The sequence below is a fragment of the Arthrobacter zhaoguopingii genome (genome assembly GCF_009828595.1).
GTDB classification, from domain to species: Bacteria; Actinomycetota; Actinomycetes; order Actinomycetales; family Micrococcaceae; genus Arthrobacter_D; species Arthrobacter_D zhaoguopingii.
Window position 1 is genome coordinate 1 of the sequence record NZ_WPNY01000015.1, and the last position, 23,868, is coordinate 23,868.

Consider the following 23,868-nt stretch of genomic DNA (forward strand, 5'->3'; position numbering starts at 1 on the left):
CCCGGACCGTCGAAACGCCTCGGATCAGCGCCCGATACGCCGCCGCCCGCGTCTCCCACCCAATCTTCTTACCCACACCACACCCCGTTCCTCAAGGTGTTGCGCTAAAAACTAGAGACTGCCGGCGCCGAAGCGTGGTTAACTGCACACTCGGCGGGACGCACGCACCCCGAGGGGGACCGTCAGGCGGTTCCGAGCTCGCGCCGCACCAACGGCAGCACCTCTGTCCCCAGCAGTTCGATCGACTCAAGGACCTTCGCCTGCGGCACCGAGGAGAAATCGAACTGAAAGATGTGGCGGTCGTGCTGCATCTGGGCGGAGGTGAGCGCGATCTTCTGCGCCACCTCCTCCGGAGTCCCGACGAAGACCGCACCGGCGCGCGCCGCCTGCATGTTGTATGTCAGGCCGCTGGGAGTGGGGAATCCGCGCTCCGCCGATATTCGGGTCATCGTATCGAGCCAGTACGGCCGGAACAGCTCCCGGGCGCCCTCCCGCAGCACCAGGCCCACGCTGCTCACCCCGACCCGCAGCCTCTCCGGATCGTGCCCCGCCTCCGCGGCGGTGGCCCGGTACAGCTGCGCGTGCTCGGCGAAGTTCCCGACCGTCCCGCCGAGCATTGCGTACATCACCGGGCGGCCCAGGCGCGCGGCCCGGACCGTCGACGTCATCGTTCCACCGGTAGCGATCCAGATGTCGAGGTGACCCGAGGGCGGGCGCGGCAGGACGAGCGCGTCCCTGAGTGCGGGCCGGAACCGTCCGCTCCAGGTAATGCGCTCCTGCGTGTCGAGCTGCAGGAGCAGGCCGATCTTCTCCTCGTAGAGCGCGTCGTAGTCCTCGAGCGCGGCACCAAACAGGGAGTAGGACTCGATATAGGATCCCCGCCCAGCCGTCAGCTCGGCCCGGCCGCCGGAGAGCAGGTCAAGCGTCGCGAACTGCTGGTACACCCGCACCGGGTCCTCGGTGCTCAGGACGGTCACGGCGGAGCCGACGTGGATGGAGGTCGTCTGGGCCGCCGCGGCCGAGAGCACCGGAATGATCGATGAGACGGCATAGTCCGGGCGGTGGTGTTCGCCGATGCCGAAGTAGGAAAGGCCCACCTCATCGGCGAGCCGCACCCGTTCGAGTAGGTGCGCCATGCGCGCCTGGGGGGAGACCCGCTCTCCGGTGACCGGATCGGGGTGGAGGTCGCCGAAGCTGAAGACGCCCAGTTCCACGGGACTACCCGGCGGCCGGCACCGAACGGCCCGCCGGACCGGCGTCCGCGGCGGCACCGGCACCGGCATCGGCACCGGCCCGGATCCGCTCCGGGTGGGAGTAACAGTTGAGCGAGGAGCCCCTGCTGAAGCCCACCAGCGTCATGCCGGCGTCGTCGGCCAGGTCGGCCGCCAGCGATGACGGCGCGCTGACGGCGGCCAGGATGGGGATCCCGGCGAGCTGGGCCTTCTGCACCAGCTCGAAGGATGCCCGTCCGGAGACCTGGAGGATGGTACCCGCCAGGGGAAGCCTGCCCTCGCGCAGTGCCCAGCCCACCACCTTGTCCACGGCGTTGTGCCGGCCGACGTCCTCGCGCAGGCACAGCAGTTCGCCGTCGGCCGTGAACAGGCCGGCGGCGTGCACTCCGCCGGTACGGTCGAACAGTTTCTGGGATTCCCTCAGCCGGTCCGGCAGCCCGAGCAGCACCTCGAGGTCAACCCCAGCCGTATCGGCCCTCAGGTCGAAGCGCGAGGACTTGCGCACCGCGTCGATGGAGGCGGTGCCGCAGATGCCACAGGAACTCGAGGTGTAGACATGGCGTTCAAGGGCCGTGTCGGGAAGCACCGTTCCCGGCCGCAGCTGCGCCTCCACCACGTTGAAGGTCTGCTGGCCCGACTCGTCCACCCCGGCGCAGTACCGAAGGCTCGGCAGCTGTCCGGGTTCCCACACCACGCCTTCGGAGACCAGGAAGCCGGAGACGAGGTCGAAGTCGTCACCCGGGGTCCGCATGGTCACGGTGAAGGCCGACCCGCCCAGCCGGATCTCGAGGGGTTCCTCCCCCGCCAGTGCGTCCTCGCGCCGGCGGGGATCCGCCGTTGCGCGGAACGTGGTGATGCGGCGCCGCTGGGTGACCCGGTTCATGGTGAGCCTCCTTGAGATGGTCTATCTCGAGGGTAGCCGCATCACTGCGGAGTGGGCCATGGCAGGTCGAGCGCCTGCATGGGCTGGTCGGTGGCGCAGCCGGCGGGTGGAACCACCATGACCCCGTGGGCCAGGGCCAGTCCCCGGAGCATCCCGGAGCGCTGGTGGGTGCTCGGCTGGGCCCGCCCTGCCTCAGTGCGGTACGGCACCAGCCTGCTCCTGCCGGGCAGGGGCTCGAAGTCGGCGCCGCTGAGCACCTGGCGCAGCGGCGGGAGCGGCGCTCCCCGCAGCCCGGCGATCAGCGGCCCGGCAACGGTGAGCATCGCCATCATCGCCGCGAGCGGGTTGCCCGGCAGTCCCACCAGGAACCGCCCGTCGGGCAGCCGGGCCAGCAGGGTCGGATGTCCCGGCCGCATGGCGATCCCGTCGATGATCAGCTCGGCTTCAAGCGCCGCGAGGGCGCGCCGGATGTGGTCGGCGGATGACCCTCCGGTGCCGCCGGTGGTGATCAGCACGTCGCCCGAGGCCCGGGCGAGCGAGGCGGCGTCGGTGGCCTCAGAGCTGATGGCGTGTACGACGTCGTCGAAGTCGTCGCGGGCCCGGCCCGCAACATCGACGTGGCCGCCGAGCATCGCCACGAACGCCGGGAGCTGCGGCCCGAAGGTGTCGCGCACCTGTCCGGGCTGCGGCAGCCCGGCCTCGATCACCTCGTCCCCGGTCATCAGCAGCGACACCCGCGGGGCCCTCAGGACCGCCAGGGTGTCGTGGCCGCACACCGCCGCGAGGGCGATCTGCGCCGGGTTCAGGACGACGCCGGCGGGAATAGCGGTCGAGCCGCTGGCCGCCTCCTCGCCCGCGGGGCGGATGTGCTCCCCAGGCGCCGGTTCGTCGGCGCGGGCAAGGGAGTTGCGGTCCAGGCTGTCCCCGCGCACCAGCCCGTGCTCGGTCCGCAGGATCCCCGTGGTGTTCTCAGGCACCGTGCCGCCGGTGAGGATGAAGGTGGCCTGGCCCGGCTCAAGCGTGATAGTGCCCGAGTCGCTGTGCGGGGCATTCAGCCTGCGCGGGTCCTCAACCGGCGGGTGGACGAAGGTCCACGGTGGCGGACCGCTGACGGCCCACCCGTCCATCGCCGAGGAGGCGTAGTGCGGAATGTCCTGAAGCGCGGTGACCGGCTCGGCGAGCGTCTGCCCGAGGGCATCGGCCAGCGGAACCATCTGGTACGGCATGGCTTGGCCCGCGGCGTGGGCCACCTGCCGGGCCTCCTCCCAGCCGAGGTTGCGCCCCGCCTCAGCGCTCAAGAGCCGGCCCCTGCGGCGTCGCACTGCCGGGCCGCGAGGGCGAGGGCGGAGCGCATGGCGACCTCCTCCGAGGCCTGGCCGCTGGCCGCCGCAAGCCCGGCCGCGTAGCCGGCGACGAAAGTCGTCAGCGGTGCCGCCGGCCGCACGACGGCGTGGGCGGCCTTGCCGGCGAGTGCCAGGACCGCGTTGATGTCCACCCGGGACTCCTCAAGCTCAAAAGCGGCCAGCAGGTTCTCACACCACTGAGAAAGTAATTGATCGCGCTCGTCCATGAGGGCCCTCCCGGGGTTGGTTAGCCGTCGTCGACCCCGAGGGCCCGTGCATCGGCCCACGTGTCGACGTCGAGTGTCGTGCCCGGTGGAACCGGGACCGGTCGAACACTCACCCTAGCAAGGAGGGCTTTCATCGAAAGATTTTCCACACCGCCGGCCTGGACCGCGGCCGCCACCGCGCCCTCGAGGTCGCTGCGCCGGTACAGCGCGGCCAACGGCTGGTCCCGGCCTCCGTCGGACGCCATCACGGAGGTGCCGGCATCGGCGGCCGCCGCGAGCAGGGCGGGGACCAACTGCCCTGACCGGGGCATGTCGCAGGCTAGCACCATCAGCCAGGGGGCGGTGGAGCCCGCCGGCTCCGGCTGCGCCAGCGCGGCGGCCAGGGCCGCGGCGGGCCCGCCGAACGGCGGGTCCTCACGCATGAAGCGCACGGGCGGGGCACCCGGCGCCGGGCGCACCCCGGCGGCCGGCTCCGGGCCGACGACGGTGATCCGGCCGGCGCCGGCGACCGCCCGCACGGTGAGCTCGAGAAGGGTCGCCCCGGCGATGCGCAGGGAGGCCTTCGGCGTACCGCCCAGGCGGTTCGACCTGCCGCCGGCCAGGATGACGGCGTCGAACGCCGGCGGGACGGTTCCGCTCACGCGGCCCATTCAGAGAGGTACTCGCTCCAGGAGGGCGCCGGTTTCTCCAGTTCCTTAAGCTGCCACAGCGGCCCGCGGGGAGGCTTGGGGACAAACCGGAGGCGCCAGCCGAGACTGGCGAGCGTTTTGTCCCCCTTCGTGTTGTTGCAGCGCAGGCAGCAGGCCACCATGTTCTCCCAGGTGTCCCCGCCGCCCCGCGAGCGGGGCACCACGTGGTCGATGGTTGTCGCCGTCTTCCCGCAGTAGGCGCACAGGTGGTTGTCGCGCCGCAGGACGCCCCTCCGGGTGACAGCCAGGTCGTGGCGGTACGGGATCTTCACGTACCGGTTCAGCAGGATCACCGACGGCCGCCCGAGGATCTCCGTCGGCCCGACGACCGGCTCGTCGTCCTCCGCAATGACGCTCGCCTTCCCCGTCAGCACCAGCACCAGGGCGCGGCGGAACGTCACAACCGCCAGTGGCTCGAATCCTGCGTTCAAAACGAGAGTGCGCATGCGCATGCCTCTTTGCGGACTATGTCCCGCCGCCGGCTGCCACCCCGGATGTTCGGGATAAGTTCTACGAATTAACAATGCCTAGGGTAGCCGCCCGGCGCCCGGGCGGGAACACATCGCTGTCATCGCCTGGATCGCAGGGTGCACCCCACTCCCGCCGCCGCACCGCGGGACGGACACTGTTAACGAACAACGGGCCGGCAGGTTTCCCCCGCCGGCCCGTCCTTTTGAACGCGGAGATCAGCCGCCGACGCGGATGAACACGGGACCCGAGCCGAGCTGGGCCGGTGCGATGACCGTGGTGTTGCCGTTGAAGCCACCGTGGACCGCCTGGCCGCCACCGATGTACACGGCGATGTGGGCCATGCCCATGCCGCCGTCGGCGTAGTAGATCAGGTCGCCGGGGACGGCTTCGGCGGCGCCGACGGTGCGGCCCAGGGAAAGGTACCCGGCCGGCCAGCCGTGGAAGTTGATGCCCGCTGCGGCGAGGGCGTTGCTGGCGAGGCGGGTGCAGTCCTGCATGACACCGAGCTGGGCCTTGGCGGCGGCGGCGATGGTCGCTGCCTTGCCGGAGGGAGCTGCCGGGGCGGCGGGCTTCGCGGGAGCAGGAGCCGGAGCCGGGGCGGGTGCAACCGCTGCGGTGACGACCTTGGCGGCGGGTGCCGGCGCCTGGACGGCGGGGGCGGCAGGGGCCACGGCGGGGGCGGCCACGGGAGCCGGGGCTGCCACGGGGGCCGGGGCCGGTGCTTCGACGACGACCGGCTTGGCGACGGCTTTCACGGGGGTGCGGTTGAACGCCACCTTCGCGTTGACGTCGGCGACGACGGCGGCCGGCGCCGCGGTCACCTCGAGCGTCGAGGTGAAGGATTCACGCTCGGGCTGCAGGTCGGCGGCGTTCGCTGCCACACCGGAGGTGAGGACCAGTCCCGACGCGGCTGCAACGACGGCAGCCTGGCGGCCCATTCCGCCGGCGTTGTCGCTGACGGCCTTGGCGAGGGTGGTGAGTGTAGCCGTACGCTGCGCTGCGCCGCGGTGGCGGGCAATGGAGGCGCGATTAGACATGGGAGATCTCCAGAAGGTGTTGAGAGAGGGGTTCTAGCGAACGCGGACGAAGCTTGCGCCAGGCAGATCTGACAGGGAGTGAAGACCGGTATTAAGGCCGTTGAGGCCACCGCTGATGACCTGGCCGTTTCCGACGTAGATGGCGACGTGGCCGCCGGTGATGACAAGGTCGCCGGCCGCGGGGGTTCCGACGACGTCGCCGTACTGGAAGAACTGGCCGGGGGCGAGGTCACCCACAGACTTTCCAACCGAGCGGAGGGCCTTCTCGACCATCGCGGTGCAGTCCTGTGCGACACCGATCTGGGAATAGGCGGATCCGACGAGTGCGGCGCCGATGCCGGAGGAGGGAACCTCGGGCTTCGGTGCGGGGGCAGGAGCGGCGGGGGCCGGAGCCGGGGCGGCGACGGCGGCAACCTGCATGGGGGCAGGAGCCGGAGCGGCGGGGGCTGCGACTGCGGGCCGGACGACCGGGGCCGCAGCGGGGACTTCTACGACCGGCGCTTCGACGACGACGGGCGCGGGGGCCACGGTGACGGCTTCACGCTCGAACGAGACGGCGGCGGTGGCCGCGGCGCTGACGGCCGCGGTTTCCGGAGCGGTGACGCTCAGCGAGGAGGAGGACTGTACTTCGCGCTCGGCGGTGGAGGAGCCGTGGGCCGGGAGGCCGGCTGCGAGCACGAGGCCCGAGGCGGCGACGACGGCGGCGGCCTGGCGGCCGACCGAGCCGGCATTCGAGGTGACGGCCTTTGAGAGAGCCGTTAGCGGATTCACAGGAGCCTGGACGGCGCGGTGGCGCCCCAGAGAAGAGCTATTGGACACGTTTGATTGCCTCTCCCAATGCCTGCGAGGTGAGCTGTCGGATTCGGATGGGAGTCACCCGGCCGCTGAAATCAGCGACTTAACCCCAAGGATTTCTAAACGAAACCCAAAAATTGGTTCCCCCGCCTCTGCCATGCGAATTGTGCGGACGGACCTCAGGCAATGGCAGAGCTAGGCGATTTGCTTGAGGGCGCCGAATCTATAACGATTTGGCACGAGTAGTACCGTACCTCACATCTGACCCAATTGTCACATTCAGATCACGACAGGTGTGTCGCCCCTAAAGCCAGCCCATCGGGTCGACCGGACGCCCGCTGATCAGAACCTCAAAATGGAGGTGGCATCCGGTGGAGGAGCCGGTGCTGCCGCTGGTTCCGACGGCGGCTCCGCGCGCGAGGAAATCCCCCTTGGCGACCTCCATCGAGGCGAGGTGGTTGTAGGTCGTCTCCAGGCCGTTGCCGTGGTCGACGACGACCCGGTTGCCGCCGCCGTAGGGGTGCCACCCGGCGGACATCACGGTCCCGTCGGCGGCGGCGCGGACCTCAGTGCCGCAGGCGGCGCTGAAGTCCTGCCCCGAGTGGAACTCCCCAGCGAGGCCCGTCATCGGGCTGACGCGGTGGCCGAACCCGGAGGTGCCCTTGAGGGTCTCGAGCGGCCCGCTCAGGGAGCCCTTCACGCCCAGCGGCACTCCCGGGCGGTCCGAGGCGGCAACGATTGCCCGGAGCTGGGTGTCGAAGTCCTGGGAACCTCGAAGGGGAACGGGGGTGAAGCTGATGCTTGCCGATTCCGGGGCGCGGACCTCCTGCGGTGCCGGCACGGTCCCGGCGGCCGAGGCCGAGGTGCCTGCGGCAGTGGTCGGCAGGGCCGCCGTCAGGACCAGCCCGGAGACGGCCGCGGCCATCGCCAGCTTCTGTCCGGCCCGGTCCGGTGAGCCGCCGGCCCACCGGCCGCTGCGGCGCCGGCTGGTCCGGTGCGCGTCCCGCGGCCGCGGCGCGGGCTGGGCGGGTTCCGCGCGGCGGCGGCCTGACACCCGGTGTTTCGGCATGCTGTCCCCTTTCACTGCCGATGCCCGCCCGGCACCGGGCAGGCCGCACCGGGGGCGCCGCAGCGGCGGACGCGTCCCGGGAGCGGAAATGCTGTGCGCTCCTGCGGGCCGGCGCCGGTGGCGGGCTTGTCCCCGCGGCTGCGCGGGGATCAGGAGACGATCGGGAACAGTCTCACAGCATCATGCCCCGGCGGCAAAACGGGGCAGCACGACGGGGTGCACGCGGCGCGCCCACAGGCTGGCGAACCAGAGCGGCGCGACGGGGTGCACGCGGTACTGCACACAGGCCGGCATACAGGTCGGCGGAACGCCGGGGGCCCGGGGCCCCCGCCCCAGCCGGGCGGACGACGGAAGGCCTGTCTGCGCTAGGCGACGGCGACGAAGACGTGCGCGGCGACCTCGGGCGGCAGTTCGAGAGCACCCTCGACGCCGGGAACCCGGACCGAGACGTATCCGCCCACCGACTCGAGGTTAAGGGAGGCTCCGGGGCGCAGCCCGCCCTCGGCCAGCTGGGAGAGGAGTTCCGGGTCGACCTGGATCGGCTCGGCGAGGCGCAGCAGGGTGACCGAGGAGCCCGGCCGGTAGTCGTCCATTGCCGCCAGCAGCGTTGTCACACCGTCGGTCGTGGATTCTGAGGCCACCCCTCCGATGGCCTCAAGGCCGGGGATCGGGTTGCCGTAGGGCGACTGGGAGGGCTGGCCGAGCAGTTCGTAGAGCCGCCGTTCGACCCGCTCGCTCATCACGTGTTCCCACCTGCAGGCCTCTTCGTGCACATACGCCCAGTCGAGGCCGATGACGTCGCTCAGCAGCCGTTCGGCCAGGCGGTGCTTGCGCATCACCCCGGTGGCGCGGCGCCGGCCGAGTTCGGTCAGTTCGAGGTGGCGGTCGCCCGAGACGACGACGAGCCCATCGCGTTCCATCCGCCCGATCGTCTGGGACACCGTCGGACCGGAATGGCGCAGCCGTTCGGCGATGCGGGCCCGGAGGGCAACGATGTTCTCTTCCTCGAGCTCAAGGATGGTCCGCAGGTACATCTCGGTGGTATCGATGAGATCCGTCATAACCGTTCGGCTCCTAGGTACGGCACAGTGCGGGGCAGGTAAGGATAACGCGTGCTGCAGCACGTCCGGGTGGGGCCGACCGCGTCCCTACGCCCCCTCAGGTTAACCCATGCACCATGCGCCCCGGCAATCCAGTGAGCCCCCGCACCCGGGGCCGTGCCGGACTTCACAAATAACCCGGCGCACCGGTCCTGGGGCAGAATGAGGCGCGTTGCCCCAGAACCCACGATCCGCACGGAGGACCAGTGAGCGAGCCTATGGACCTGTCGATTCCCACCGATCTGCTGCCCCGGGACGGCCGGTTCGGCGCAGGCCCATCGAAGGTCCGCGGGGAGCAGCTGAGGGCCCTCGCCGAAGCCAACCCGTCGATCCTTGGCACCTCCCACCGGCAGAAGCCGGTGAAGAACCTCGTCGGTGCCGTCCGCGACGGCCTCTCCACCTTCTTCGGGGCGCCGGACGGCTACGAAGTGGTCCTCGGAGTGGGAGGTTCGACCGCGTTCTGGGACGCTGCAGCCTTCGGGCTGGTGGAGTCGAAGGCACAGCACCTTTCCTTCGGAGAGTTCGGCTCGAAATTCGCCGCCGCGACCGACAAGGCGCCCTTCCTTGAGCGTTCCTCGATCCGCTCCTCCGAGCCCGGCAGCCGGCCGCTTCCTGCCGCGGAGGAAGGAGTCGATGCCTATGCCTGGCCGCAGAACGAGACCTCGACGGGGGTCGCGGCGCCCGTCGAACGCGTCGCCGGCGCGGACGACGGCGCCCTGGTGCTCATCGACGCCACCTCGGCCGCCGGCGGACTGGCGGTCGACGTCTCCCAGTCCGACGTCTACTACTTCGCCCCGCAGAAGAACTTTGCCTCCGACGGCGGGTTGTGGCTTGGCCTGTTCTCCCCCGCCGCGCTGGAGCGCGCCGAGCGCATTGACGCCTCGGACCGGTGGATTCCCGACTTCCTGAACCTGCAGACGGCGATCGGGAACTCGCGACTGAACCAGACCTACAACACGCCGGCCCTGGCGACCCTCGTGATGCTGAACGCGCAGGTCGAATGGCTTCTCGGCAACGGCGGCATGGAGTTTGCGGCGGCCCGCACCGCCGACTCGGCCGGGCGCGTCTACTCCTGGGCGGAGGCCTCCCCCCTCGCCACCCCGTACGTCCAGCGCCCGGAGGACCGCTCGAACGTCATCGCCACCATCGACATCGCGGCGCCGATCCGTGCCGCTCGGGTCGCGTCGGTGCTGCGCGCTAACGGCATTGTCGACGTCGAGCCCTACCGGAAGCTCGGCAGGAACCAGCTGCGGATCGCCACCTTCGTCTCGATCGATCCTGACGACGTCTCGGCGCTGCTGGCCTGCATCGACTACGTCATCGAAAGGCTCCCGGCGGACGGTCCGACCGAGTGAGGTCCCGCGCGGGCGTGCCCCGGGTCAGTCCCCCGGGCCCTGCGGCGTCTCGTGCGTGATCCGCAGCCGCCGGGGCGTGGAACGGTCGTACCGGATCCGGACCTCGTGGTACCGCCAGGCCCAGAACAGCCCGGCGGCCGCCGCCACCAGCCCCGAGGCTGCGGCGACGCCCAGGCTCCACCGCGGCCCGAAGGCGTCCGAGACCCAGCCCACGACGGGCGCCCCGAGCGGCGTCCCGCCCAGGAAGATCGCCAGGTACAGCGCCATCACCCGCCCGCGCATCACCTGCTGCGTCGTGGTCTGAACGTAGGCGTTGGCGCTGGTGAGGAGGGTGAGGGCGAACAGGCCTACGGGGACCAGGGCGAGGCCGAACAGGATCAGGTTGGGTGCAAGCGCCGCGAGGACGCATGCCGTGCCGAAGGCGCCGGCGGCACCGAAGACGAACCGCAGCCGGGGCTGCTCCCGCCGGGCCGACAGCAGCGCCCCGACGACCGACCCGATCGCCATGACCGAGGACAGCACTCCGAACACCCCGGCGCCCTGGCCGAACTCGGTGCGGGCCATGGCGGCGATGAACACCGCGAAGTTCAGGCCGAAGGTACCGACAAGGAAGATCGTGAGCAGTACCATCATCAGGTCGGGCCGGCCCCGCACATACCGGAAGCCCTCCCGGATGCGTCCCTTGCCCGGTGGCGACTTGGGTTGGACCTGCAGGTCGGGGATGCGGAGCGCCATCAGGGTGTAAACCATGGCGCCGAAGGTGAGCGCGTTGATCAGGAACACCCACCCTGGCCCGACGGCGGCGGTCAGCAGCCCCGCCACTGCGGGGCCGACGAGGCGGGCGGCATTGAAGGAGGCGCTGTTGAGGGCCACCGCATTGGGCAGGTACTCATCGCGCACCAGCTCCGAGGTGAAGCTTTGCCGCGCCGGCGCATCGAAGGCGGACACGACGCCGAGGGCGAGGGCGAAGGCATAGACGTGCCAGAGTTCGGCCACGCCGAGCACGACCAGCAGGCCGAGCCCGACGGCGAGCACCGCCATGAGAACCTGCGTCGCCTGCAGCAGCTTCCGGCGGTCAACCGTGTCGGCGACCAGCCCGGCCAGGGGCGAGATCAGCAGCTGCGGGCCGAGCTGGAGCGCCAGGACGATGCCGAGGGCGGAGGCGTTCTGGTCGGTCAGGATGTCGTAGACGAGCCAGTCCTGGGCCGTGCGCTGCATCCAGGTGCCGATGTTGGATATCGAGGCGCCGATGAACCACCGGCGGTAGTTCGGGATGCGCATCGACCGGAACGTGCTCATCAGCGCACTCCCGGACCGTCCGAACCCGTCGGAGGCAAGGCGCTAGTCGTCCCGGCCCGGGGTGGAAGGCTCCGCGAGGGCGGGCCCGGCGGCCGGTTCGGCGGCAGGACCGGAGGGGACGTCTGCGGCTTCGGACGACGCCGCCCCGCCCGGCTCGGAACCGCCGTCGCCGGTGGCGTTGCTAGGCTCCGGCTCGTCGGCGGCGTTGTTAAGCTCTGGCTGGTCCGTGCCGCTGTCCGCCGCCACCTGATCGGTGCCGTCCTCGGCCGCAGACTCGTCGGTCGCGTCGTCGGTGGCGCGGTCAGTGTCGTCGGCAGCCCGGTCAGCGCCCGGCTCGTCGCTACCGCCGTCGGTGCCCGGACCCGGCTCCACGGAGGCCGAATCCTGGGCGGCCGGTTCGGCGGCCGCCCCGCCGGGAGCCGGCGAGTCGGCGGCGTCCTGGTGGTCCTCGGGGCGCACCCGTTCGGACCAGGGCAGCCACTGCGGTGCCAGCAGTGCCGTCTCGGAGGGCAGCAGGCCAACCTCGCAGATCGTCGGCTCCTTGCTGCGGGCCACGCGGGCCAGGGTGATGAACCAGTGCCAGTTCCCGTAGCCGGGAACGAAAGCCTCGAAACGGTGGGTCGTGAGGCGCTCACCCTCGGGGTAGGAGGTGACGTGGCCGCCGACCTGCTCGGCCGGGGCCACCTGGAGGACGCCCTCCCGCGCGAAATCGACCGCAGCGGCGAGCACGGTGTCGGGTTTGGCCTGCCGACGGACGGGCCGGCGTTTTATGGGAGCACCGGCGTCGACCGCGTCGGTGGCGGGAGCGGGATCGGTCTCCGGGGTGTCGGTGCGGGCGGGGATCACGGCGGCCTACGCGTCCAGGTCGTCGGCGACTGCGCGCAGCACGGCAGCGACCTTCGACGCGTGGGACTTCTCGGGGTAGCGGCCCTTGCGCAGCCCGTTGGACACACCGTCGAGCAGTTTGATGAGGTCCTCGGTGATGACCGCCATGTCGTCGGCCTTCTTGCGGGTGCCCTTGACCACCGAAGGCGCGGCCTCAAGGATCCTGGCGGAAAGGGCCTGGAGCCCCCGCCGGCCATCGGCGACTCCGAATTCCAGTTTCGTGCCGACCTTGACCTCGGTCACGCCGGCAGGCAGGGCGGAAGCGTGGAGGAAGACCTCCTTGCCGTCGTCGGTAGCGACGAAGCCGAAGCCCTTCTCAGCGTCGAACCATTTCACTTTGCCGATGGGCACGTAGTTACCTCTTCTTGGTCTGCTGGGGCGGTGTCCGCCTGCTGTCTGGGGAGCCCGGCGCTGCGGCAGGATTCTGCCCTGGCGGCCATTGCCGGGGAGGTCTTTAAGATAAAAGAATATCCCCTTGGCGCTTACTCGTGTGCGCGGGCGTTCTTGTACGCTGTAAGCGTTATGGAAGCCTCCAAGATCCCGGCCCCGCCGGCCGCCGCACCGCAGCGCGGGCGCACCGCCCTGATGCTCGCCGCCGTCACCTGCGCTGCGCTGGGCCTGGCCTCGCTGATTGCGGTCCTGGTGGGAGCCTGGCTGCAGGGATCTGCCTGGCCGGGCTTCGTCTACGCGGCGTTCATCCTGCTGCCGCTGGGTTTCCTGCTGATGGTCGCTCTGGTCCTCGGCGCGGTCATCACGCGCCGCAGGAGCTGAGGCGGGAAAGCCCCGGGCCCGGTCACCGCGCCGGCTCCCGCCAGCTGCCGGGTAACCTTGAGCTAATGTCCGCAATCCGCGCCCTGGCCGACGAGTTGGCCGCCCGCAGCGACTCCGATCTGCGCAGCCTCCTATCGGCACGCCCTGATCTGTCGCTGCCGCCCGTGCCGGACTTCGCCGCACTGGCCGCCCGGGCCTCGACGCGCGCCAGCCTCCAGCGGGCACTGGAGAACCTCACCGAACCGCAGCTCCAGGTCCTCGAGGCGGTGCTCATCGCCGCCGAGGACACCGGCGGAACCGGGGTGGACGCCGCCACCCTGGGCGCCCTCCTCGGCGGCGCGGAACCCCCGGTGCTCGAGCCGGTCCTGGCTCAGCTCACCGCACGGGCCCTGCTGCAGGCTCCCCCGGTGTCGCAGGACGCAGGGCCACAGGACGGAGCGTCGAACGGCTCGACGCCGGCCGGTTCCGGTTACGTTCCCGTCGGCGCCCTGGCCGAGGCGCTCGGACCCTACCCCGCCGGCCTGGGCCGGCCCCTCGAAACCCTCGTCCGCGTCCTGCCCGGCTTTGGCGGGCAGCTCGTGGAGGCGGCCGGGCGGGTCCGGTCGCTCGGTATCGCCCTAGGTCCGACCCCCGATCCTGAGGCCGCCGCCCGCGAGCTGTCCGACGCCGTCGGACGTCCGGCGGACTGGAAACTCCTGCTGGCCACGGCCCCGACGGGCACCGCGGAGCTGCTTGAGCGGCTCGCCGGAGCGCCCGTGGGCGTCGTTCCCGCCGCCGCCCGCGCCGGGTACCGGCCCGGGCACGCCGCGGCTCCGGTGGACTGGCTGCTCGGACACGGGCTGCTCGCCCCGCTCGACGTCGCCCATGTCGAACTGCCCCGCAGCGTCGGCCGGGCGGTGCGCGGGCACCGGGTCGCCGCCTCGCTGCAGGCCGCGCCACCGGATCCCGAGATGCGCCCGGTGCGCCCGGCGGTCCGTGACAACGCCGCCCACAGCGCGGTCGCCGAGACCCTGCGCATCGTGGATGCCCTGCTGGCCCCCGGCGGGCCCACCCCGGTGGCCACCCTGCGCTCGGGCGGCGTCGGCGTACGGGAGGTGAAGCGGCTGACCGAGGCGCTGCAGGTCGAGCCGGCCGCCACGCCGTGGCTCCTCGAACTCGCCGCCGGGGCGGGCCTGCTCGGGCTCGATGTCGACGACTCACGGTGGAAGCCCACCGGAGCGGCCGCAGCCGCCGACGGCGACCGGGAGGCGCTGTGGCTGGCCTTGGCCGGCGGATGGCTCGACCTCGAGCGCGCCCCCGCGATGGTGGGGACAAAGTCCCCGGACGGAGCCACCATCAACGCGCTGGCCGCCGAGGCCTCGCGCCCCGACGCACCCCGCGTGCGCCGGCGGGTCCTCGACGCCGCCGTCGAACTGACCGCTGAGCACGACGGCGCCCCGGGCGTCGACGCCCCGTCCCTGACCGCGCGGCTCGCCTGGCACCAGCCGCGGCTCCGACGGCGGTTCGAACGCCTCGTCCCCGGCATCCTCGCGGAGGCGGAGGCACTCGGGCTCTTCGGCGGCGGCGCCCTGACCCCGATCGGGGAGCTCGTGCAGCAGGACCGCCTGCCGGAGGCCGCCGCCGCGGTCCGGGAAGCACTCCCGGCGCCCGTGAGCCATTTCGTCGTCCAGGCGGACCTCACCGCCGTCGCCCCCGGCTACCTCGACCCGGCGGTGGCGCGGGAGCTGCTGCTGCTGGCGGCGCCGGAGGGCCGGGGGCCGGCCACAACCTACCGGTTCTCCGCGGCCTCACTCCGCCCGGCTCTTGACGCCGGGCAGGACGCAGCGTCGATCCTCGCCTTCTTGACCCGCCGTTCGGCAACCGAGCTGCCCCAGGCCCTCACCTACCTCGTCGAAGACACCGCCGCCCGATACGGGTCCCTCCGGGTGGGCAGCGCGGGCAGCTACCTGCGCACCGAGGACGACGCCGCCGTCGAGGCCCTGCTCGCCGACCCGCGGGCCGCGGCGCTGGGCGCGGTCCGGCTGGCTCCGACGGTCGTGGCGGCCCGCGCCGGCGCCGACGAGCTCACAGCGCTGCTGCGCGACCTTGGTTACACGCCCGCCCCCGAGCACCCGACCCCGCCCGGCGCCGGCGCCCCTCCCTCGGACCCCGCCCCACCGTCGAGCCCACCGTCCGCCCTGCCTGCAGGGCCTACGCGCGCCCGGCCCGGCCCCTGGTCCATCACCGAGGAGGAGATCACCGCCCAGGTGGATTCCCTTCGGGCCGGCCCCCGGCAGGCGCCCGACCGGGCGGCGGGCGTCGAAGGGGAAACCCTGCTGGGACTCGAAACGCTGCGCACCGCCATCCGGCAACGCTCCCCGGTCCGCCTCGGAACCGCCGACAGCCAGGGCAACGCCGTCCGGCAGGTCCTCGTGCCCCTGTCGGTCTCCGGCGGCAGGGTGCGGGTTTTCGATCCGGTGCGGCAGGTCGAGAAGGTTGTCTCGGTGCACCGGGTGATGGACGTTGAAATTATCGAAGGGACCTCCGATGGCTGATGGACCGCTGATTGTCCAGAGCGACAAGACCCTCCTGCTGGAGGTCGACCACCCGCAGGGCGCCGAGGCGCGCCATGCGATTGCGCCTTTCGCGGAGCTGGAGCGCGCCCCCGAACACGTCCACAGCTACCGTCTGACCCCGCTGGGGCTGTGGAACGCACGCGCCGCGGGCCTCGACGCCGAGCAGGTCCTCGACACCCTGCTGACGTACTCCCGCTTCCCCGTCCCTCACGCCCTGCTGATCGACATCGAGGACACGATGTCCCGCTACGGGCGGCTGCGGCTGGAGAAGGACCCCCAGCACGGGCTGGTCCTGCGCACCACGGACTATCCGGTGCTGGAGGAGGTCCTGCACGCAAGGAAGATCGCACCCCTGCTTGGCCCGCGCATCGACGGTGAAACCGTCATCGTTCACTCCTCGCAGCGCGGCCAGCTCAAGCAGCTGCTGCTCAAGCTGGGCTGGCCGGCCGAAGACCTCGCCGGCTACGTCGACGGCACCCCCCACCCCATCGCCCTGACCGAGGACGGCTGGTCGCTGCGTCCCTACCAGAAGCTTGCGGCCGACAGTTTCTTCTCCGGCGGGTCCGGGGTGGTGGTGCTGCCCTGCGGCGCCGGCAAGACCATCGTCGGGGCGGCGGCCATGGCCACCAGCCAGACCACCACCCTGATCCTCGTCACCAACACCGTTTCCGCCCGCCAGTGGAAGGACGAACTCCTCAAGCGCACCTCACTGGCCGAGTCGGACATCGGCGAATACTCCGGCGCCCTGAAGGAGGTCCGGCCGGTGACGATCGCCACCTACCAGGTCCTCACCACCCGGCGCGGCGGGCTCTACCCGCACCTTGAGCTGCTCGACAAGAACGACTGGGGGCTGATCGTCTACGACGAGGTCCACCTGCTCCCGGCTCCCATCTTCAAGATGACGGCCGACCTTCAGGCACGGCGCCGCCTCGGGCTCACCGCCACCCTCGTCCGCGAGGACGGCCGGGAGGGCGAGGTCTTCTCGCTGATCGGCCCGAAACGCTACGACGCCCCCTGGAAGGACATCGAGGCCCAGGGGTACATCGCCCCGGCCGACTGCGTCGAGGTCCGCGTCGACCTGCCCCGGGACGAACGGGTCGCCTACGCCATGGCCGAGGACGGCGACAAGTACCGGCTGTGCGCGACGTCGGATACCAAGTCCGGCGTGGTCGAGAAGCTCGCCGCCGCCCACAAGGGTGAACAGCTGCTGGTCATCGGGCAGTACCTGGACCAGCTCGATGACCTCGGCGAGCGGCTGAACGCGCCGGTGATCAAGGGCGACACCGCCGTGAAGGAGCGCCAGCGGCTCTTCGAGGCCTTCCGCAGCGGGGAGATTTCGACCCTTGTGGTGTCCAAGGTCGCCAACTTCTCGATCGACCTGCCCGAGGCCTCGGTCGCCATCCAGGTTTCGGGGTCGTTCGGCTCACGCCAGGAGGAGGCCCAGCGCCTGGGCCGGCTGCTGCGGCCCAAGGCCGACGGACGCGCCGCCCGCTTCTACACGGTCGTCGCCCGCGACACCCTCGACCAGGATTTCGCCGCCAAGCGGCAGCGCTTCCTCGCCGAGCAGGGCTACGCCTACCGGATCCTCGACGCCGCCGGACTCGCCGGGTGACGCCGGAGGGGGCGCCCGCCTACGTCGGGGCGGCATCCAGCGGACGTCCAGACAATTTCCAGAAAACGAGCGGATAATGGCGCAGGTGAAGAAACCGACCCCCGAAGCGAAGCTCCTCGTCGTCGACGATGAACCGAACATCCGTGAACTGCTGTCCACCTCCCTGCGGTTCGCCGGTTTCGACGTCGTCGCCGCCGGCAACGGCCGGGAGGCCCTCGCCGCGGCCGAGGCCCACAACCCCGACCTCGCAGTCCTCGATGTCATGCTTCCCGACATGGACGGCTTCACCGTCACCCGGCGCCTCCGGGCGGCGGGCAGGCATTTCCCGGTGGTCTTCCTCACCGCGCGCGACGACACCGAAGACAAGGTCACCGGCCTCACCGTCGGCGGTGACGACTACGTCACCAAGCCCTTCAGCCTCGATGAGGTGGTCGCCCGGATCCGGGCCGTGCTGCGAAGGACCCAGCCCCTGTCCGACGACGATGCCGTCATCCGGGTTGACGACCTTGAACTCGACGATGACGCGCACGAGGTCCGCCGGGCCGGGGAGATCATCGAACTGTCCCCTACCGAGTTCAAGCTGCTGCGCTACCTCATGATGAACCCCAACCGGGTGCTGTCCAAGGCGCAGATCCTCGACCACGTGTGGGAGTACGACTTCAACGGGGATGCCTCGATCGTCGAGTCGTACATCTCCTACCTCCGCCGGAAGATCGACAAGAACGCCGACGCGGCGGCACTGATCCAGACAAAGCGGGGCGTGGGTTATCTCCTGCGCTCCACGGACCGACGGTAGGTAGCAGGGCCCTTGATTCGACGGTGGAATTCGGCTTCGCTGCGCTCGCAGCTGGTGGCCATCATGACCCTGCTCATGGTGGTGACCGTGGGCATCACCGGGATCGTGACGGTTTCGCTGCTGCGCAACGGGCTGATCGAACGCATGGACGGGGACCTGACCGCCAACGCCCAGAACGTCTCCAACGCCTTCTTCCACGACCGCAGCGCGAGCGACCGCCCGCTTCTGCGCTTCTACGGGGCGCTCCTCGGCCCCGACGGCACCATCCTCGAGACCTCCCATTCGGCCGCTGAGTCCGACGTTCCCCGGCTTCCGCACCTCACCTCCGAGCAGGTAAACAGGCTCAAGGGTAAGGCGTTCGAGGTGCGCGGCACCGCACCGGACAGCCCGGGCTGGCGGGTGAAGGTCCTCGAGTACGAGGACGGGCCGCAGACCCTGGCCATCGCCTCCCCCATGACCACCGTGGACGACTCCGTCCAGGAGGCCTCTGAAATCATCTTCACGGTGGGCCTGGTGGCGACGATGATCGCCTCGGCCATCGCCTTCGTCGCCGTGACCCGCCAGTTCCGCCCACTGGCCCGGGTGGAGCGCACCGCCGCCGCCATCGCCGCCGGGGACCTCTCGCGCCGCGTCGACGTCGAGCGGCCCGCCACGGAGGTCGGGCGCCTCTCCCGCTCCCTGAACGCCATGCTTGCCCACATCGAGCGGGCCTTCGCCGCGCGCACCGCATCCGAACGGAAGATGCGCCGGTTCGTCGCCGACGCCTCCCACGAACTGCGCACGCCCCTGGTGACCATCCGCGGGTTCTCGGAGCTGTACCGGCACGGAGCGCTGCAGAAGGAGGAGGACGTCGCGGCGGCCATGGGCCGGATCGAAAGCGAAGCCATCCGGATGGGCCACCTGGTGGAGGACCTGCTGACACTCGCACGGATCGACGAGCAGCGGCCGCTTGAGGCGAAGCCCATCGACCTGATGGTCCTCGGCAATGACGCCGCCCTCGACGCCCGGGCCATCGCGCCCGACCGCACCATCACCGTCACCGGGCTCGACGGTGGTGCACCACGTCCGGCGCCCACTGTCGGCGACGAAGCCCGGCTGCGGCAGGTGGTGGGCAACCTCATGACCAACGCGCTGCGCTACACCCCCGAGGGATCCCCCATCGAGGTCGCCGTCGGGGTCGCCCCCGTCATCCACGGACGGAGCGACTCGGTGATCGAGGTCCGCGACCACGGGCCCGGGATTTCCGAAGAGGACGCCGCGCGCGTCTTCGAACGCTTCTACCGCGCCGATTCCTCCCGGCACCGGGAAACCGGAGGTACCGGGCTGGGGCTCGCCATCGTCGCCGCGCTCGTGGCCCAGCACGACGGCACGGTGAGGCTCGAGGAGACTCCGGGCGGCGGAGCGACCCTGTCGATCCGCCTGCCCCACGCCGTGGACGAGCACCCCCATGAGTTTTCCTCCACAGACCCCGCCTGAGGTCCGGTTGTCCCCAACCGGACCGGGAGGAGCCCCGCCCGGCCCGCGGTGACCTACGGTTTCGAAACCGGCACCCGCCGGAAGGGAACCTGCCCAGGAGGACTCCATGGCACATTTCAACGTCGACACCGACAGTCTTGCCGCTCGCAGCGCGCAGGTGCAGGGAACCATCGGCAGGCTGCAGGCGGAGGTCGACTCGATGCAGGCGGGGCTGCGGGAGCTCGAGGCGTTGTGGACCGGCCAGGCCGCCTCCAACTTCCAGGCCCTCGTTGCCCAGTGGCGGGGAACGCAGGCGAGGGTCGAGGAATCCCTGGCCGCCATCAACGAAGCGCTCGCCGCAGCGGGCCGCCACTACGCCGAGGCGGAACTGACCAACGCACGGATGTTCCTTCCCTGACACCCGGTCACCGCAGTACCGGCGGTCCCCCGCCGCGGCCACCGCCCTGGCGCTGACGCTCATTAACGCGAAGGAGCGGCACCCCCTCGAAAGGGGATGCCGCTCCTAGTCGGCTCGAGAGCCGCGGGTGGGGACTAGAAGCCGCCCATTCCGCCCATCTCGTCGGCACCGGGGCCTGCGGGGGCAGCCTTTTCAGGCTTGTCCGCGACAACGGCCTCGGTGGTCAGGAACAGCCCGGCGATCGACGCGGCGTTCTGCAGCGCCGAGCGGGTGACCTTCACGGGGTCGTTGACGCCTGCGGCGAGCAGGTCCTCGTAGACACCGGTTGCGGCGTTGAGGCCGTGGCCGGCGGGCAGGCCGCGGACCTTGTCGGCGACAACACCGGGCTCGAGACCGGCGTTGAAGGCGATCTGCTTCAGCGGAGCATCGATGGCAACGCGGACGATGTTCGCACCGGTTGCCTCGTCGCCGGAGAGCTCGAGGCTGGCAAACGCCTTGGCGCCGGCCTGGATCAGGGCAACGCCGCCACCGGCGACGATTCCCTCTTCAACGGCGGCCTTCGCGTTGCGGACAGCGTCCTCGATGCGGTGCTTGCGCTCCTTGAGCTCGACCTCGGTGGCTGCACCGGCCTTGATGACTGCAACGCCGCCGGCCAGCTTGGCCAGGCGTTCCTGCAGCTTCTCGCGGTCGTAGTCCGAGTCCGAGTTGTCGATCTCGGCGCGGATCTGGGCGACCCGGCCGGCGATCGCGTCGGCGTCGCCAGCACCCTCGACGATGGTGGTCTCGTCCTTGGTGACGACGACCTTCCGGGCCTGACCCAGCAGGTCGAGCGTGGCGTTTTCGAGCTTGAGGCCGACTTCTTCGGCGATGACCTGGCCACCGGTGAGGATGGCGATGTCGGCCAGCTGTGCCTTGCGGCGGTCGCCGAAGCCCGGAGCCTTGACGGCGACGGACTTGAAGGTGCCACGGATCTTGTTCACCACGAGGGTGGCGAGTGCTTCGCCTTCAACGTCTTCGGCGATGATCAGCAGCGGCTTGCCCGACTGCATGACCTTCTCGAGGACGGCGACGAGATCCTTGACGTTGGAGATCTTCGAGTTGACGATCAGGATGTACGGGTCTTCGAGGACCGTCTCCTGGCGCTCGGCGTCGGTCACGAAGTAACCGGAGATGTAGCCCTTGTCGAAGCGCATGCCTTCGGTGAGCTCGAGTTCGAGCCCGAAGGTGTTCGACTCCTCAACGGTGATGACACCTTCCTTGCCGACCTTGTCGAGCGCCTCGGCGATCAAGTCGCCGATCTGGGTGTCCCCAGCGGAGATCGAAGCCGTGGCGGCGATCTCTTCCTTCGTCTCGATCTCCTTGGCGGAGGCAAGCAGTTCCTCGGTGACAGCCGCGACGGCCTTCTCGATGCCGCGCTTGAGGCTCAGGGGGTCGGCGCCGGCGGCCACGTTGCGGAGGCCTTCCTTGACCAGGGCCTGGGCGAGGACGGTCGCCGTGGTGGTGCCGTCGCCTGCGACGTCGTCGGTCTTCTTGGCGACTTCCTTGACCAGCTCGGCGCCGATCTTCTCGAACGGGTCGTCCAGTTCGATTTCCTTGGCGATGGAGACACCATCGTTGGTGATCGTGGGGGCGCCCCACTTCTTCTCGAGGACGACGTTGCGGCCACGCGGGCCCAGCGTCACCTTGACGGCGTCAGCGAGGATGTTCAACCCGCGCTCGAGGCCGCGGCGGGCCTCTTCATCAAAAGAAATGATCTTGGCCATAACGGCTTAGGTCCTTTCGGGGACAGTTATGCATTTCAGCAAACGAGTGGTCACCAGCCTGCGGTGCCCGCGACGGACGGGCTTTCCCGGAAACGATCTCTTTACGCTCCGGGTGCACCCTCACCACAGTGGTATGCCTGCTTTGCTCGATGCCCATGACTTAGCAGTCAGCGGGTTCGAGTGCTAAGTCAATAATTAGCACTCCCACCGCACGAGTGCAAGCCGCCGGAACCCGAACGGCCGGGGATGACCCTGAAAACCGGGGGCCGGATCCGGGGTTCTACCTGATGCGCAGCCTTTCACCCGGGCATAGCGTAGAAGCAGCACCAACAACCAAGGAGAAATGTGTCAACGACCCCAGACCAGCCCCGCTCCGAATCGGACCCTGCGCCGGACGCAGCGGCCCCGCAGCCGGACGGGTACCCCCTGCCGGGCGGAGCGCGGGAACACGACGATACCGCCGTGGACCCGCAGGCCCAGCTGTTCGAGCGGAAGGACAACCTCCCGGAGAACGGCGATGCCTACCCAGAGCCCGCAGCGCCCTCAAGCCCCCGCCAGGATCCCTACGCCCGGGACCTGTTCTCCCAGGATGCCTATGCGCAGGATCCTTCCCGACCCGCCCCGTACGGTGATTACCAGCCGAACCCCTACGAGCAGAACCCGTATGAGGGGAACCAGTACCCGCAGGGCCAGTTTCAGCAGGGCCCGCCCCCGGGCGGGCAGTATCCCCCGGGCCAGTTCCAGGGCCAGTACCCGCAAGGCCAGTACCAGCAGGGCCAGTACCAGCAGGGCCAGCCGTACGGCCCTCCCGGCTACCCGTACGGCTCGGGCTATCCCGAGCAGAAGTCGCGGCTTGTGGCCGGACTCCTCGGAATCCTGCTCGGCTCCCTGGGTATCCACAGGTTCTATCTCGGATACGTGGGTATCGGCATCGCCCAGATCGCCGTCACGATCGTGACCTTCGGATTGGGGGCCGTCTGGGGCTTCATCGAGGGCATCATGATCCTCGTGGGCACCGAATCCTTCCGACGCGATGCCAAGGGCGTACCCCTCAAGGAGTAAGGGAGCAGGCCGGCCGGTACGTAGACCGGCCGGTCGCTGCCGGACTACTGGAACTCGGGTCCGATGACCACCGTGAGGTCCGGCGACACGCCGGCACCATCCTGCACCGCGGCGATCCCCAGTGCGGAGGCCACGGCTTCGGCACCGGCCCGCTGCTCCGCCCCGTTGTAGAAAACGACCGACCCCTCGAGCGGGGCGCCGGCCCAGTTTCCGGGCAGGGCGCCGGTCCAGCCGTCGGCGGTCAGGCGCCCGGCAACTGTTCCGGCGAGCCCGGGGACGCCGGTGCTGTTGAGCACGTTTACCTTCTGCGCCTTATCGACTGTCGGTTTCGGGTCCTGCGGAGGTGCCGACGTCGCCGGCGTGGACGCTGCGGCTGTGCCGGTGGCCCCCGGGGATCCCGGTTCCGGCGAGCGCAGCCTGTCCGTCGACGATCCGGTGGGCCCAGGGCTGCTGTCCGCGGCCGCGCCGGCATTGGCCGCGGAAGCAGACCCCGCCCCGCCCAGCTCAATCCGCGGGAGCAGGAAGTAGGCGGCAAGGCCCACAAGCAAAGCAAGAACTCCCACGGCGATCTTCAACCCGAGGCCGCTTCCCCGGACGGCGACAAGCCGCTCCCGGTGTACCCCGTGGCGCGACGCCGTCTCGGGGATGCGGTCAAACTCGTCCTGGGGGTACTTGCTCATGCGGTGAGGGGATCCTTGCGTTGGTCAGATGTCGGCGCCGAGGCGGCGGGCGGAGCGTGCACGCTGGCGCGATGTCCGCAGCCTGCGCAGCCTCTTCACGAGCATCGGGTCGTGGGCGAGGGCCGCCTCCGAATCGATCAGCGCATTGAGAACCTGGTAGTAGTGGGTGGCGGACATGTTGAAGAGGTCCCGGATCGCCTGTTCCTTGGCTCCGGAGTACTTCCACCACTCACGCTCGAGCGCCAGCATCTGCTGTTCCCGCTCGCTGAGGACGCCCCTGCTGCCGGGGGCTGGGGCAGGGGCCCCCGCTGGCTCGCTCACGCGCCGCTCCTCGTTCTAGGTAATGCTTCCCCACCCATGGTAATTGTGAA

Annotated in this window: 24 protein-coding genes and 1 riboswitch; of the genes, 8 read left to right on the forward strand and 16 right to left on the reverse strand. The window is 70.4% G+C overall.

The annotated features are described in order from the left end of the window. Positions 1-182 precede the first annotated feature (182 nt). From GVV86_RS16105 to GVV86_RS16145, 10 genes are all read right to left on the reverse strand, one after another. Positions 183-1,214 carry an LLM class flavin-dependent oxidoreductase gene (locus GVV86_RS16105; RefSeq protein ID WP_159803379.1) on the reverse strand — a complete coding sequence of 344 codons (1,032 nt, stop codon included), beginning with the start codon at positions 1,212-1,214 and terminating at the stop codon, positions 183-185. A 4-nt stretch (positions 1,215-1,218) separates the two neighbouring features. Further along, positions 1,219-2,115: a formate dehydrogenase accessory sulfurtransferase FdhD gene (gene fdhD / locus GVV86_RS16110; protein ID WP_159619312.1), complete on the reverse strand. Its 897-nt coding sequence runs from the start codon at positions 2,113-2,115 to the stop codon at positions 1,219-1,221. Between the two features lie 41 nt (positions 2,116-2,156). After that, positions 2,157-3,413 (reverse strand): molybdopterin molybdotransferase MoeA, encoded by a 1,257-nt coding sequence (locus GVV86_RS16115; RefSeq protein WP_159619313.1) that lies wholly within the window; start codon positions 3,411-3,413, stop codon positions 2,157-2,159. Further along, positions 3,410-3,685, reverse strand: a complete 276-nt coding sequence (locus GVV86_RS18785) for a DUF6457 domain-containing protein (RefSeq protein WP_246199827.1) — start codon at positions 3,683-3,685, stop codon at positions 3,410-3,412. The genes GVV86_RS16115 and GVV86_RS18785 overlap by 4 nt, the downstream gene beginning before the upstream one ends. Positions 3,686-3,705: 20 nt before the next feature. Beyond that, on the reverse strand, positions 3,706-4,326 hold the full coding sequence (gene mobA, locus GVV86_RS16120; protein WP_246199828.1) for a molybdenum cofactor guanylyltransferase: 621 nt from the start codon (positions 4,324-4,326) through the stop codon (positions 3,706-3,708). Continuing rightward, a complete protein-coding gene (locus GVV86_RS16125) occupies positions 4,323-4,820 on the reverse strand; it encodes an HNH endonuclease (RefSeq protein WP_159619314.1) in 498 nt (165 codons plus the stop codon). The genes mobA and GVV86_RS16125 overlap by 4 nt, the downstream gene beginning before the upstream one ends. Positions 4,821-5,060: 240 nt before the next feature. After that, complete coding sequence (locus GVV86_RS16130) at positions 5,061-5,882, reverse strand: NlpC/P60 family protein (protein ID WP_159619315.1); 822 nt, start codon at positions 5,880-5,882, stop codon at positions 5,061-5,063. A 33-nt stretch (positions 5,883-5,915) separates the two neighbouring features. After that, on the reverse strand, positions 5,916-6,653 hold the full coding sequence (locus GVV86_RS16135; protein ID WP_246670019.1) for an NlpC/P60 family protein: 738 nt from the start codon (positions 6,651-6,653) through the stop codon (positions 5,916-5,918). 53 nt (positions 6,654-6,706) lie between these two features. After that, positions 6,707-6,858, reverse strand: a riboswitch (cyclic di-AMP (ydaO/yuaA leader). 123 nt (positions 6,859-6,981) lie between these two features. Further along, a complete protein-coding gene (locus GVV86_RS16140; protein ID WP_159803381.1) occupies positions 6,982-7,746 on the reverse strand; it encodes a M23 family metallopeptidase in 765 nt (254 codons plus the stop codon). A 365-nt stretch (positions 7,747-8,111) separates the two neighbouring features. Then, a complete protein-coding gene (locus GVV86_RS16145; protein WP_159619319.1) occupies positions 8,112-8,807 on the reverse strand; it encodes an iron-dependent transcriptional repressor DtxR in 696 nt (231 codons plus the stop codon). Positions 8,808-9,064: 257 nt separating this feature from the next. On the opposite strand from GVV86_RS16145, the gene serC reads away from it, so the two are divergent. Continuing rightward, positions 9,065-10,201 carry a phosphoserine transaminase gene (serC, locus tag GVV86_RS16150; RefSeq protein WP_159619491.1) on the forward strand — a complete coding sequence of 379 codons (1,137 nt, stop codon included), beginning with the start codon at positions 9,065-9,067 and terminating at the stop codon, positions 10,199-10,201. Between the two features lie 24 nt (positions 10,202-10,225). Here the strand turns inward: serC and GVV86_RS16155 are convergent, their stop codons facing one another. From GVV86_RS16155 to GVV86_RS16165, 3 genes are read right to left on the reverse strand one after another with little or no spacing between them, the layout of a single operon-like run. Next, on the reverse strand, positions 10,226-11,500 hold the full coding sequence (locus GVV86_RS16155; protein ID WP_159619320.1) for an MFS transporter: 1,275 nt from the start codon (positions 11,498-11,500) through the stop codon (positions 10,226-10,228). 42 nt (positions 11,501-11,542) lie between these two features. Continuing rightward, positions 11,543-12,346, reverse strand: a complete 804-nt coding sequence (locus tag GVV86_RS16160; RefSeq protein WP_246199830.1) for a DUF3027 domain-containing protein — start codon at positions 12,344-12,346, stop codon at positions 11,543-11,545. A gap of 6 nt (positions 12,347-12,352) precedes the next feature. Beyond that, a complete protein-coding gene (locus GVV86_RS16165) occupies positions 12,353-12,736 on the reverse strand; it encodes a cold-shock protein (RefSeq protein ID WP_120169921.1) in 384 nt (127 codons plus the stop codon). A gap of 171 nt (positions 12,737-12,907) precedes the next feature. Between GVV86_RS16165 and GVV86_RS16170 the strand changes: the two genes are divergently transcribed. From GVV86_RS16170 to GVV86_RS16195, 6 genes are all read left to right on the forward strand, one after another. Continuing rightward, positions 12,908-13,156: a hypothetical protein gene (locus GVV86_RS16170; RefSeq protein ID WP_159619322.1), complete on the forward strand. Its 249-nt coding sequence runs from the start codon at positions 12,908-12,910 to the stop codon at positions 13,154-13,156. A 65-nt stretch (positions 13,157-13,221) separates the two neighbouring features. Beyond that, positions 13,222-15,690, forward strand: coding sequence for a helicase-associated domain-containing protein (locus GVV86_RS16175; RefSeq protein ID WP_159803382.1), 2,469 nt, complete (start codon positions 13,222-13,224; stop codon positions 15,688-15,690). Beyond that, positions 15,683-17,323, forward strand: coding sequence for a DNA repair helicase XPB (locus GVV86_RS16180; protein WP_159803383.1), 1,641 nt, complete (start codon positions 15,683-15,685; stop codon positions 17,321-17,323). The genes GVV86_RS16175 and GVV86_RS16180 overlap by 8 nt, the downstream gene beginning before the upstream one ends. Positions 17,324-17,399: 76 nt before the next feature. Next, positions 17,400-18,119: a response regulator transcription factor gene (locus GVV86_RS16185; protein ID WP_159619328.1), complete on the forward strand. Its 720-nt coding sequence runs from the start codon at positions 17,400-17,402 to the stop codon at positions 18,117-18,119. Positions 18,120-18,182: 63 nt separating this feature from the next. Next, the gene (locus tag GVV86_RS16190; protein ID WP_159619330.1) at positions 18,183-19,595 is read left to right on the forward strand and encodes a sensor histidine kinase; all 1,413 of its coding nucleotides are present in this window, start codon (positions 18,183-18,185) and stop codon (positions 19,593-19,595) included. A 106-nt stretch (positions 19,596-19,701) separates the two neighbouring features. Next, positions 19,702-19,992 (forward strand): WXG100 family type VII secretion target, encoded by a 291-nt coding sequence (locus GVV86_RS16195; RefSeq protein WP_159619332.1) that lies wholly within the window; start codon positions 19,702-19,704, stop codon positions 19,990-19,992. Positions 19,993-20,126: 134 nt separating this feature from the next. On the opposite strand, the gene groL is transcribed toward GVV86_RS16195, so the two are convergent. Beyond that, positions 20,127-21,755, reverse strand: a complete 1,629-nt coding sequence (gene groL / locus GVV86_RS16200) for a chaperonin GroEL (protein ID WP_120169909.1) — start codon at positions 21,753-21,755, stop codon at positions 20,127-20,129. 345 nt (positions 21,756-22,100) lie between these two features. Here groL and GVV86_RS18790 point away from each other — a divergent pair, with 345 nt between their 5' ends. Continuing rightward, positions 22,101-22,817 carry a TM2 domain-containing protein gene (locus tag GVV86_RS18790; protein WP_246670020.1) on the forward strand — a complete coding sequence of 239 codons (717 nt, stop codon included), beginning with the start codon at positions 22,101-22,103 and terminating at the stop codon, positions 22,815-22,817. Between the two features lie 44 nt (positions 22,818-22,861). Here the strand turns inward: GVV86_RS18790 and GVV86_RS16210 are convergent, their stop codons facing one another. Both GVV86_RS16210 and GVV86_RS16215 read right to left on the reverse strand, forming a co-directional pair. Beyond that, complete coding sequence (locus GVV86_RS16210; RefSeq protein WP_159803384.1) at positions 22,862-23,497, reverse strand: LytR C-terminal domain-containing protein; 636 nt, start codon at positions 23,495-23,497, stop codon at positions 22,862-22,864. Between the two features lie 24 nt (positions 23,498-23,521). Further along, the gene (locus tag GVV86_RS16215) at positions 23,522-23,818 is read right to left on the reverse strand and encodes a DUF3263 domain-containing protein (RefSeq protein ID WP_120169905.1); all 297 of its coding nucleotides are present in this window, start codon (positions 23,816-23,818) and stop codon (positions 23,522-23,524) included. Positions 23,819-23,868: the final 50 nt, after the last annotated feature.